The organism is Actinomycetospora soli (assembly GCF_021026295.1).
Taxonomy (GTDB): Bacteria; Actinomycetota; Actinomycetes; order Mycobacteriales; family Pseudonocardiaceae; genus Actinomycetospora; species Actinomycetospora soli.
In genome coordinates this window covers 1-10,867 of sequence record NZ_JAJNDA010000049.1, presented here as the reverse complement: position 1 = coordinate 10,867, position 10,867 = coordinate 1, and the positions used below count along the sequence as shown (strand labels likewise).

The following is a 10,867-nucleotide window of genomic DNA, read 5'->3' as shown; positions in this document are numbered from 1 at the left end:
TGTGGAACGACGGTCGAGCGACAGCTGCTCCGAGTGCTGCACGAGAACCCGGATCGGCAACGGCCCTCGGCCACTACGGCTGCGCACTCTCGCTGGGCGACTCGTGGGCGTCCTTGGCGAGAGGGGCGCTTCGAGCGATGGGCAGTAGGAGGGGTGTGGCGAGTAGGAGAACGCCGGCGGCGGCGAGGGCCCAGCGTGGGCTGGTGGTGGTGGCCAGCAGCCCCCAGGCCGCGATGATCAGTGCCCTGCTCGCGGTGCTGGTGATCGACCAGGCGGCGAGCACGCGGGCGACACGGTCGTCAGCGGTGGCCTGGAGTCGGTAGGTGGCTGAGACCGGGCCGAAGATGCTGCACGAGATGATGAGCAGCAGCTCGACGATGATCACCGTCAGCAGGCCGGGCCAGCCGGGCTGGACGAGGACCAGGCCGAGGGGCCAGATGACGCGCACCCAACCGGAGACGCGGAGTACGGCGGGGGCGCCGTAGCGCGCCGCGAGTGGTCGGGCCAGGCGGGAGCCGATCAGGCCGCCCAGGCAGGGGATGCTGAACGCGAGTCCGTACTGCCAGGGTGCGAAACCGAGCGGGCCGAGCATGAGCACGGCCAGCGGGGCCTCACCGGCCATGATCAGCGCGTTCACGACCATCGAGTTGGCGAACAGCATCCGTAGCTGCGGGTGCCCGAGCAGGTAGCGCCAGCCCTCGACCAGGTCCGCGACGCTCAGCCGCGTCGGGGAGACCTTGGGCGTCGATTCGCCGCGCCCGATCGCGACCAGGCCCAACGCGGAGAGCAGATAGCTCGCGGCGTCGGCGATCACCGTGATGACCGGGCCGAGCAGCCCGATCGCTGCGCCTCCGAGGGCGGGGCCGACGACGCTGGCCGACCAGTTCGTGGACTCGAAACGGACGTTGGCCCTTAGTAGGTCGTCCGGGTCGACGAGGGCCTTGAGGAACGCGCCGCTGGCGGCGGTGAAGGCGATGTTGGCGGCCGACACTACGACCGAGACCGCGATCAGCTGCCCGACGCTGAGCACGTCGAGGGCGTACGCGGCGGGGATAGAGATCAGTACGGCGCAACGCAGGAGATCGGCCGCAATCATGACCGGACGCTTAGCCCGGTACTCGACCCACGGGCCCAGAGGCAGCGCGAGCACCGCGCCCACCGCGAGCCCGGACGCCGAGAGCAGAGCCACCTCGGCGGCGTTGGCGTGCAGGACCTCGATCGCGATGACGGTGAACGCGCCGAACCCGAGCCAGGTCCCGTAGGCGCTGACCGCGTAGGCGGTCCACAACCACCCGAAGCGTCGACCCAGTCCCCCGGACAACTGCATGACACTCCCGTCGACAACGCAGCGCTGTGCGCGGAGCATCAGATCGCGCGCCACCAGGGCACGCAAACAACAGGTAGGCCTCTAAGAACAACAGACAGTTGTGCCTATAGATTCAGCTGGTGGACCTCGAAGCGGTGCGCACGTTCGTGGCCGTGGTCGACACAGGCCAGTTCCAGGCCGCTGGCGACCGTCTGTCGATCACCCAGCAGGGGGTGTCGAAGCGGGTCGCCGCCCTCGAGCGCGAGCTCGGGGTGCTGCTGCTCGTGCGCACCGCCCGCGGGGTACGCCTGAGCGTGGACGGGCAGGCCTTTCTGCCCCACGCCCGCGAGCTGCTCCGGGTCCAGGACCGCGCTGCGGCGTCAGTGCGGCCCGAACGCCGAGCGCTGCGCGTCGACGTCCTCAACCGGCGCATCGCAGCCGCCGGTCTCCTGCAGTCCTTCCACCAGCAGCATCCCGAGATCGCCCTCGACGTCCTGACGCTGCCCGTCCTCGCCGACGGCGACGACGCGCTAACCGCCGTGAGGGCGGGCACGGTCGACCTGACCTTCCGCGCGCTGGCAACCACGGCGGGTCAGGCCCCGAGCGGGCTCCGGACGGGACCCGTTCTCCATGAGCGCCACGACCTGCTCGTCGGTCCACAGCATCCCCTGGCGGCCCGCGATCGGGTCACGCCGGCCGACCTCGCCCAGCACCCGATCTGGATGTTCGCGATGCCCGCCGACAGCGAGCCAGGCGCCTACTACCGCGAGCTCGCGGAAGCCTTCTCCCTCACGATCGACATCGTTGCCCCGAACTTCGGCAACGAGGCTCTGCTCGACGAGCTCGCCGGCTCCTCGCGCCTCGCGACACTCGTCGGTCGGGGCAGCCGCTACCTCTGGCCGACCAGCTACGACCTACGCCGGATACCCGTCGTCGACCCCGCCCCGGTATTCCCGCTCTACGCCGTCCACGTCGAACAGCACGCCCATCCGGACCTGCCCGTGCTCTTGGACTACCTCCGCGAGCGCTGCGGCACCGACGAAGCCGGCGATGGGCTCTGGCTCCCCGCGTGGACCGCACTCAACGGCCCGGCGCCTTGGCGCGCCTGACCGCCGCCTCGACCGGCGCATCGCCGCGAACGCCTTCGCCCTGCACGGCGGCATCGTCCCGACGTGACCGCCCCGGCCATCCCCGCCGCAACCGGCGTGGCCACCCCGGAGCTGGCCGGTGGCCACCGGCCACCACCGCACTCGGGGGCGGCGGCCGGTGGCCACCCGCGGCCGGGCGAAGTGGCCGGTGGGGCTGGTGGCCACCGCCGGCTGCGATGGGTCTGCGACCGCGACGACGACCGCGCCTGCGTCGAAACTCTGCTCGCGCTGAGCCACCCGACCACCGGGGTCCTGGTCGTGCTGGCCGCCCCCGGCGCGCCGTGGGCGGTACTGGCCCGCGAGGTCCTGCTCGCGCTCGGCAAGGACCGCGCCGCCCTCGCCGGGCTCGGCCGCCGCCGCCTCGCCGACCTCGCCGCGCTCTGGCTGCGCGCCGAGCGCATCGAGCACCTCGTCGTGCTGCGCGCCCACCGACTCCCGCCGCGAACCCTGCACGCCCTCAACGAGCTCGCCCACGCCCTCGACCTGGCCTGCTGGCCCGTCCACCACGGCCCGACCGACGCCCCAGGCCACGCGCTGTCCTGGCATGCCGCCGTCGAGCTGCTCCGCGACCGTCGACGACCCGACGAGGGCCCATTTCCACCTCGGGCCTCAGCGACAACGGTTTCCGTCGAAGTCCCGCATCCCTGGATGCGGGACGCTTTCTCTGATCATTGTTGTCTATCAGCTGGCCGGGTGTGGAGCAGTACGGTGCTGGTGGCGAAGCCGCCCCGTTGGTAAACGCCGACGGCGCGTTCGGAGGAGTGCACGGTGACCCTCTCGAGCCCGAGGTCGGCTGCGAGCTCAAGCGCCGCCTCGACGAGGAAACCACCGAGTCCTCGGTCACGGGCCTCGGGGGCAACGTAGACACATTGCAGGTCACCCGAGGCACGGGTGAGGGAGTGCGGGGTCGGGACCCGTGCTGTGGTCGCGAGGAAAGCCGTCCCCGCCACCTGCTCGTCGACGAGTACGACGAAGCAGTGGTGCGTCGCTTCGTGGGCTCGGGCCCACGCTGTGAAGTCCCGCACGAAGGGTGCGCGCTGCGCCTCGGGAAGTCCGTCGCGTTCGCCCACCCACCGCCACCTCAGAGCGGCGACGAGTTCGAGTTCGTCGTCGTGGGCTGTGCGCACCTCGACTGGTGTCATGGACCCATCGTGCGGTCTTGGCGCTCGGGCTCGGGTGGGCGTCCGTTGGTGGAAGGGACAACGATCAGAGGGTTAGCACGAGTTTGCCGTGGTTGCGTCGTTCCTCGATCCTGCGGTGCGCTTCGGCCGCCCGCTCGAGTTCGTAGGGTCCATCGATGGCGGGGGTGATGCTGCCTTGGTTGGCCAGCTTCCACAGCTCCACGGCGCGGTCGCGGTAGGTCTGTGGTCGGTGGCGGGCAAGGGGAGCCATGCCGAACCCGATCACGCCACGGCCGTGCACGCGTAGCTCGTTCACCTCCACCGCCGCCCCGGTGGCGCTGATGGAGACCAGCACGCCAAACGGGGCCAGCGACTCGATGACCTGAGCCTGGACTGGGCCGCCAACGGAGTCGACGGCCAGATCCACCGGTGTGTCCCACCGTTGCCCGTAGGCGACGGTCTCGGTTGCACCCAGCGCTTGCAGCATGGGCGCCTTGTCGAGGCTGCTGGTGGCGGCGACGACCCGCTCGACACCCGCAGCCCTCGCCAGCTGCACCGCGAGGGTGCCGACCCCACCGCCGGCAGCGGTGATCAGCACGCTGGTGGTGTCGTTGCGCAACCCGCCCGCACGCAGGGCCCCGAGTGCGACCTGACCTCCGCGCACGAGGGCGACGGCGGTCAGGTCGTCGATGTCCTCGGGCACGGTGACGGCCAGGCCGGCTTGCACCAGGACGCGGTCGGCGTAGGCGCCCGCGAACGCGATGGCGGCCACCCGCTGCCCGGTCTGCCATCCCCGCACTCCGGGCCCAACCTCGGCGACACGACCGACCACGTCGCCACCCGGCGCGACTGGTAGCTGCGTGGCAGTTCGGAGGGCCCGCACCGCCGGCAACGTGACCCCCGCGGCCGACACCGCCACCAGCAGCTCATCGGGGCCAGCCGTCGGCTCGGGTAATTCGTCGACCTGCAGCACCTCGGGACCACCCGCCCGATGCGCACGAACGATCCGCACCGCGAACCCCCTAGACTTCAACGCTGTTGAAGTAGCCATGCTACCGGGAGTCTCGGATGCGGATCAGTCGAGATCAGGTGGTCGAGACGGCACTCGACCTCGTCGACGACGTCGGCGTCGACGCCTTGACGATGCGCGCACTGGCCCGTCGTCTCGGGGTGCAGAACGGCGCGACCTACTGGCACCTACGGTCGAAACGGGCGCTGCTCGATGCCATGGCAGAGCACATCCTGGCCGCAGGCACCGGTCACCCTGCGACGGCAGCGGCATGGAGCGAGCAGCTGCTCGAGCTAGCCATCCGGTTCCACCGTGTCCTGCTCACCCGCCGCGACGGCGCCCGGATCGTGGCCGGCTCCATCGCAGCTGGACCGCACGCGCTAGCCCGCGGCGAGGCCATGATCGCGATCATGCGCGCCGCCGGGGTTGATGATCGGACCGCCGCCTGGGCCCAAGACGCGTTGACCCACCTCGTGGTCGGGCATGCGATCGAGCAGCAAGCCGTGGGCGAGATCGACCGCCCCGCAGCGGTCGCGGCCCTGCGGGCCGCCACCGCGACCGGCGCGTTCCCCAATCTCGCCGAGGTAGAGGCCTACATTCCTGCGCCCCACCCACCGCAGCACCTCGAGCTGTGCTTGCGGATGTTGATCGACGGCCTGGCGATGCGGTGCAGCCCAAGCGACACGCCAACGACAGGCATCCCCGCGGAGGGATAGCCGAGCACCTGCCGGAAGGTGTCTCGGTTGGGGAACGCCCACCGGACACTCCCGATCTTGCTCGGCCGGTCGCTGCGATCCGCCTGGCAGCATCTCAGTAGGCCCGTCCGTTGGGTTGTCCAGTGCGCACCGGGCAACTGGGGACTCATCGGTGTCCCGCCGGTCTGTGCTTGGCGGCAGGAAAGCGCTCGTGTCTGACCGGGGTGCCGTGTTCGCCTGCTCAGGTGGATGATCTGCCCGACTGGTTCGGCCCGGCGGTCGCCGAGGACTACGACCGCGACGACGACGTGCGGTTCACCGCTGAGCACCTTGCCCTGGAGTCGGCCTTCCTTGCCGACCTCGCCGGTGAGCGAGGCTGTGCGCTCGAGTTCGCCGTCGGCACGGGGCGGATCGCGCTGCCGCTGCGCGAGCGGGGTGTGGAGGTACACGGGATCGACCTGTCGGAGGCGATGGTCGCTCGGCTGCGCTCGAAGACGCCGGACGTGCCCGTCGTGGTCGGCGACTTCACCTCCACGCGGGTCCAGGGCGTGTTCGACCTCGTGTACCTGGTGTTCAACACCATCGGGAACGTGACCAGTCAGAACGCCCAGGTCGCCACGTTCGTCAACGCCGCCCGCCACCTACGTGCCGGCGGCCGGTTCGTCGTCGAGACCCAGGTCCCCGGGGTCGCTCGGGTGGCGCCCGGCGAGCGGTTCGGGGTGTTCCGTCACGACACCCGGGGTGTGGGCTACGACGAGTTCGACCGAGTCACCCAGCAGATGTGGTCGCACCACGTCGCCCTGGGTGAGGGTGGGCGGGGAGAGCGCCGGTCGGTGCCGTTCCGGTACGCGTGGCCGGCGGAGCTGGATCTGATGGCCCGGCTGGCCGGGATGCACCTGCAGCAGCGGTGGGCGTGGTGGGATCGCGCTGCGTTCACCGATACGAGCACCTCCCACGTGTCGGTGTGGGCACGGCCCGACTAGAGAGGTCGCAGAACCCGTCCCGGAACCATGGTTCTGGGACGCCGCGGTCGCGGCGTCGTCGTTACCTCACCGACCCGGCGTGCCTCGTCCCAGAAGCTAGGCCCGGAATCGCGTCCAGGAACCGTGCTGCGGTAACAGATTCCGGTACGGTCCGAGTGTGGAGCTGGGCTACGCACGGGTCTCGACGGTCAAGCAGGACCTCGACCGCCAAATCGACGCGCTGACCCGCGAGGGCGTCCCGCGAGAGCGGATCTATCTCGACAAGCGCTCCGGTGCGAGCTCGGACCGCCCCGGGCTCGCGGCGGTGATCGCCTACGCCCGCGAGGGCGACGTGATCGTGGTCCACACGTTGGACCGGCTCGGGCGCACGGTGCGCGACACCCTGAACCTGATTCACGACCTCGCCCAGCGTGGGATCGGGGTGCGCAACCTCGCCGACCCGATCCGGGTCGACTCCTCGAACCCTGCGGATCCGATGGCGCAGCTGGCGGTGGTGCTGCTGGCGCTGTTCGCCCAGATGGAACGCACCTACAGCCTCGAGCGGGCCGCGCACGCCCGCGCCGTTGCTGAGCTCAAGGGCCGGCCGGCGGGGCGGCCGGTATCGGTGGACCCGCACCGGCTGGCGTGGGCGGAGCGGCTGCGCGCCGATGGCGACAGCATCGCCGAGATCGTCACCAAGACCGGGATCCCGCGCAGCACCCTCTACCGCCACCTCCCGGCCCGCCCTTCGGAGCAGCTCACCGCCGAAGGCTGAGCCAGTCGAGCGACCCCGCGTCGCTCGCGCTGGCGATCGCCACCTGGCCGCGGGCGCTGCTGGGATGGCGCGATGGCTCGGGTGGACCCGCAGGTCAAAGCTCTGCTGGCGGCGCGGCTGGGCGAGCTGCGCGCGTCGGGCCGACTGAGCACCGCGATCGTGCGCGAGGCCGCCCGCGGGCTAGGAATCAGCGAGCGCACCGTCTGGGGCTGGGTCGCCGCGCGCCCCGACGGGCTGGAGGTCGCGCCGAGTGCCGGGTATCGGCTGAGTGAGGCTGATCTGGACGCCTTCGCGGACTGGCGGGGCAACGTCGCCGCGGTACACCGGGCGCTGCACGCCGGGCGGCCGGGCGGGCTGTCGCTCCGCCGGCTGCAGCACGCCTTCCGAGTCCAGCTCACCCCCGGGCAGCGGGCGGGGATGGTCGAGGGCGCCGAGGGCCGGCGCCGCTTCGAGGTGTACCTGCGCTGGGACCCGCCCGAGCGCAACGCGATGTGGGAGGCCGACCACGTCGAGCTGCCGGTGCTGGTCCTCGCGCCGCGCGCGCAGCGCCCGGGCAAGCCGTGGGCGACGCTGTTCATCGACGCCTACTCGCGGCTGATCATGGGCTGGGCGATCTCAATGCGCCCCACCTCCGGAGTCGTGCTCGCGGCGCTGCGCGCCGGCATCGTCGTCGACCCCGCCCGCGGCCCGTTCGGGGGAGTGCCCGCGGTGCTGCGCCCGGACCATGGGCTGGAGTTCACCGCGACGGCGCTGCGGCGCTCGTGCGCGGCGCTGGGCATCGAGCTGGTGCCCGCCCCCACCTACACCCCGCATGCGAAAGGCAAGGTCGAGCGGGTCAACCGAACCCTGGTCCAGCTCTTCCTGTCCGGGTTGCCGTTCTTCACCGGCGGCCCCCGCGGGCGCGACGGTTCGCTGCACGGCCCGGACACCGACCCGATGACGCTGGGGTTGTTCGTGGAGCGGTTCGCGGGCTGGGTCGCCGAGTACAACACCGAACGGATCCACTCGAGCCTGGCGGTCACGCCACTGGCGCGGTGGTCCCAGGACGCGACCCCGCTGCGCGAGCTCGCCCCGCAGACCCTGCGCTGGATGCTGATGGCCGACGTCGAGCGTGTGGTCGGGCGCGACGGCGTGCACTTCGAGGGCGTCCGGTTCCTCGCGCCCGAGCTCAACGGGCTGGTCGGGGAGCGGGTGCAGGTCCGCTACAGCCCGCACGACCTGCGCCAGGTCGAGCTCTTCCGCGGCGACCGGTGGCTCGCCACGGCCTACCCGCAGGACACCCTGTCCGAGGAGCAACGCGCCGCGGTCCTCGCGCGGCGCCGCGCGGATGCCGTCGAGCTCGGGCGCCGTCAGCGGCGCACCAGCCGCCGCGCCCGCGCCCAGCTCGCTCCCGCCACCGCGCCAGGACAGATCGAGGACGCCACCGTGGTCACCGCCGCAGCCGCCCGCGAGGACCGCTCGCATGCCCGGCGCGGCCACGACCATCCCGATGACGCGGCGCTGCGTCGCCTCGCGCGCACCAACCTGCTCGACCTCAAGACCGACTTCGCGTTCTGGAACCCCGACCTCGCCGTCGCCGCGGCCGCCGAGCTCGACCCGGCTGCAGCGACAGCAGCGCCTCCAGCTGCGACGCCGGCGCTGGGAGAGGACTCCGTCTGATGGCGCGTCACTTCCTCGACGTCGACGGGGCCCGCACTCTGCCCACCCCGGGCCTGGTCGCGGTCGATCAGGCCGTGGAGCACCTGCTCGACACCGCCGCGATGGGCGTCGTGCACGGCCCGGCGGGGCTGGGTAAGAGCTACGCGGTGGAGCAGGCCCTCGCCCGCCACCCCGCGACCGCGGTTTCGTGGGTCGAGTTCCCCTCCCGGCCCACGATGCGGCTGGTCGCCGCGGCGATGTTCACCGACCTCACCCGCCTCGACGCCGGACGGCGCAGCCGCTTCGCGCTGACCGACGAGCTGATCGAGGCGCTCTCTCGCGGGCCGCGCGTGATCGTCGTCGACGAGGCCCAACGGCTGAACAAGGACTGCATCGAGTTCCTGCGCTACCTCCACGACGATCGCCGCACCCGCTTCGCGCTGCTGCTCGTCGGCGGCGACGACGCCTGGACGGTCCTGTCCCGCGAGCCGATGCTGCGCTCCCGGATCTACCGGCGTGTGGCGCTCGACCCGCTCTCGGGCCGTGAGGTCTGCGACCTGCTCGGCGCTCTCCACCCGATCTACGACAACGTCGACCGGGAACTGTTGCTGCTCGTCGACGACAACGTCGGTCACGGCAACCTGCGCCACTGGGCGGCATTCACCCGCTCCGCGGTCGCACTGTGCGCGAGCACCGGCCGCGATCGCCTCGACGAGGAGATCGCCCGCAACGTCTTCGCCGTCCACGGCGCCGGCGTGGCCGTGTGAGACGCCGACACCGCGGCCGGACGGCCACCGGACTGCACCGCCGGCCGCCGGCCACCCCCGACCGGCCACCCGTCGCCCCGACGGTGGCCGCCTCGGCGCCGGCGGCGGCCACCTCCCCGGTGGGCGCGCTGAACACGGTGGCCACTGGCCAGCGACGCACCACCCGCGGCCAAGCGGGCCCGGCCACCGGACAGAGACCCGTGGCCACCATCGGCGCCCAGACGCTCGAGGCGCGGGTGCGGTGGGTGCTCGACCCCGACGACGACGCCGCGGTCGTGCGGGGGCTGCAGCAACGCCACAATCTCGATCACGGCCAGCTCGTCTGCCACCCGCGGCCGCAGGGAAGCTGGCTGTCGCTGGTCGAAGACCTGCTCCGCGCGCTCGGGAAACATCCCGACGCGCTGCGCCGCGAGCACCTCGCCCGCGATGCCGCCCGTCTGCTGGCTGTCTGGCTGCGCGCAGAACAGGTCCGCCACCTCGTGATTCTTCGCGCTCACCGCCTCGCACCCCCTCTGCTCGACCGGCTCGCCGCGCTGCTCGAGGGCGCCGACGTCACCCTCTGGCTGGTCTGGCACCACCACACTCCGCCGCCGGCGCCTTACCCGCCGATCCCTGCGGCCGATGCGCTCGCGGCCCTGCCTGCGCGCCCCGCGCGCCCAGCCCAGTCCAGCGACGCCGAGGTCTACCGACGCGTCTTCCAGGCGGCACGCGGCGAAGCACGCCAGTGGCGCCCCGACGGGCGTCGTCTCGGCTGGCAGGTGCCCTACTGGCTGCACGCCTGGCCCGGGTGCGACATCGGCGCGCTGCTCCAGCGCCTCACCATCGACGCCGCCACACCTGCTGAGGTCGCGACCAGCCTCGAGGCCGCCCGCGACGGCTTCGCCGTCGAAGACCGCCTACTTGAGCTCCCCGAGCCCGCCAAGGTCGATCCCGCGCCGCTCGGACCCCGGTTCTCCGCCACGGTCACCGCGCGCATCCGAGAGATCGCCTGCCCGGTCACCTCGGCCTCGCTGGTCCTCGCCCTGGCCACCGACGCCGAGGCGCCGTTCCTGGCCCACTACCGACCCACCGGAGAGGCATTCCCCGCGGAGGCCACCCTGCTCGCCGGGACCTACCGCATCCCCGCGCGCGTGCAGAGCGCCCTCCGTGCCACAGCGGGCAACCGCGACCACTCCGGCCCCTGCCCGCACCTGCTCGCGCCACCCGGACGCGACTGGCAGACCGCGCAGTGCTTCGCTCACGCCGTCACCCGCGGCGCCCGGCTCTGCGGCCTCACCGCGCTACCCGGGGCCCGCCCCCTCTACGGGGTCAACCCCGCCAGCCCCTTCGCCGCCAGCTACACCACCTCCTGCAGCGTCGCCGACCACCCTTAACCCACTGCAAATTCCGCAACGCCCACTGCAACTTCCACGACGTCTGCCACTGCACTTCCAGCGTCGTTCCACA

The 10,867-nt window shown here is 72.1% G+C and carries 11 protein-coding genes; 8 read left to right on the top strand and 3 right to left on the bottom strand.

Annotation, left to right across the window (positions count from 1 at the left end; translation table 11 throughout):
- Positions 1-73 precede the first annotated feature (73 nt).
- A complete protein-coding gene (locus LN037_RS31670; protein WP_230761031.1) occupies positions 74-1,327 on the bottom strand; it encodes an MFS transporter in 1,254 nt (417 codons plus the stop codon).
- Positions 1,328-1,446: 119 nt separating this feature from the next.
- Here LN037_RS31670 and LN037_RS31665 point away from each other — a divergent pair, with 119 nt between their 5' ends.
- Positions 1,447-2,415: a LysR family transcriptional regulator gene (locus tag LN037_RS31665; RefSeq protein WP_230761028.1), complete on the top strand. Its 969-nt coding sequence runs from the start codon at positions 1,447-1,449 to the stop codon at positions 2,413-2,415.
- Positions 2,416-2,478: 63 nt separating this feature from the next.
- Complete coding sequence (locus LN037_RS31660) at positions 2,479-3,192, top strand: hypothetical protein (RefSeq protein WP_230761026.1); 714 nt, start codon at positions 2,479-2,481, stop codon at positions 3,190-3,192.
- Here the strand turns inward: LN037_RS31660 and LN037_RS31655 are convergent.
- Positions 3,123-3,596, bottom strand: a complete 474-nt coding sequence (locus LN037_RS31655; RefSeq protein ID WP_230761024.1) for a GNAT family N-acetyltransferase — start codon at positions 3,594-3,596, stop codon at positions 3,123-3,125. The genes LN037_RS31660 and LN037_RS31655 overlap by 70 nt on opposite strands.
- A 64-nt stretch (positions 3,597-3,660) precedes the next feature.
- The gene (locus tag LN037_RS31650) at positions 3,661-4,548 is read right to left on the bottom strand and encodes a quinone oxidoreductase family protein (protein ID WP_230761022.1); all 888 of its coding nucleotides are present in this window, start codon (positions 4,546-4,548) and stop codon (positions 3,661-3,663) included.
- 95 nt (positions 4,549-4,643) lie between these two features.
- Here LN037_RS31650 and LN037_RS31645 point away from each other — a divergent pair, with 95 nt between their 5' ends.
- The 6 genes from LN037_RS31645 (at position 4,644) to LN037_RS31620 (ending at position 10,794) form a co-directional block, all read left to right on the top strand.
- Complete coding sequence (locus tag LN037_RS31645) at positions 4,644-5,300, top strand: TetR/AcrR family transcriptional regulator C-terminal domain-containing protein (RefSeq protein WP_230761020.1); 657 nt, start codon at positions 4,644-4,646, stop codon at positions 5,298-5,300.
- A 224-nt stretch (positions 5,301-5,524) separates the two neighbouring features.
- The gene (locus tag LN037_RS31640; RefSeq protein ID WP_230761018.1) at positions 5,525-6,262 is read left to right on the top strand and encodes a class I SAM-dependent DNA methyltransferase; all 738 of its coding nucleotides are present in this window, start codon (positions 5,525-5,527) and stop codon (positions 6,260-6,262) included.
- Between the two features lie 157 nt (positions 6,263-6,419).
- Positions 6,420-7,016, top strand: a complete 597-nt coding sequence (locus LN037_RS31635; protein WP_230761016.1) for a recombinase family protein — start codon at positions 6,420-6,422, stop codon at positions 7,014-7,016.
- 72 nt (positions 7,017-7,088) lie between these two features.
- On the top strand, positions 7,089-8,675 hold the full coding sequence (locus LN037_RS31630; protein WP_230761014.1) for a TnsB C-terminal domain-containing protein: 1,587 nt from the start codon (positions 7,089-7,091) through the stop codon (positions 8,673-8,675).
- Positions 8,675-9,421 carry an AAA family ATPase gene (locus tag LN037_RS31625; RefSeq protein ID WP_230761012.1) on the top strand — a complete coding sequence of 249 codons (747 nt, stop codon included), beginning with the start codon at positions 8,675-8,677 and terminating at the stop codon, positions 9,419-9,421. The genes LN037_RS31630 and LN037_RS31625 overlap by 1 nt, the downstream gene beginning before the upstream one ends.
- Before the next feature lie 200 nt (positions 9,422-9,621).
- The gene (locus tag LN037_RS31620) at positions 9,622-10,794 is read left to right on the top strand and encodes a P-loop NTPase family protein (protein WP_230761010.1); all 1,173 of its coding nucleotides are present in this window, start codon (positions 9,622-9,624) and stop codon (positions 10,792-10,794) included.
- Positions 10,795-10,867: the final 73 nt, after the last annotated feature.

Bases quoted from the DNA above. Each gene is read 5' to 3' on its own strand.
- LN037_RS31670 (WP_230761031.1), bottom strand. From the start codon at position 1,327: ATGCAGTTGTCCGGGGGACTGGGTCGACGCTTCGGGTGGTTGTGGACC.
- LN037_RS31655 (WP_230761024.1), bottom strand. From the start codon at position 3,596: ATGACACCAGTCGAGGTGCGCACAGCCCACGACGACGAACTCGAACTC.
- LN037_RS31645 (WP_230761020.1), top strand. From the start codon at position 4,644: ATGCGGATCAGTCGAGATCAGGTGGTCGAGACGGCACTCGACCTCGTC.
- LN037_RS31630 (WP_230761014.1), top strand. From the start codon at position 7,089: ATGGCTCGGGTGGACCCGCAGGTCAAAGCTCTGCTGGCGGCGCGGCTG.
- LN037_RS31625 (WP_230761012.1), top strand. From the start codon at position 8,675: ATGGCGCGTCACTTCCTCGACGTCGACGGGGCCCGCACTCTGCCCACC.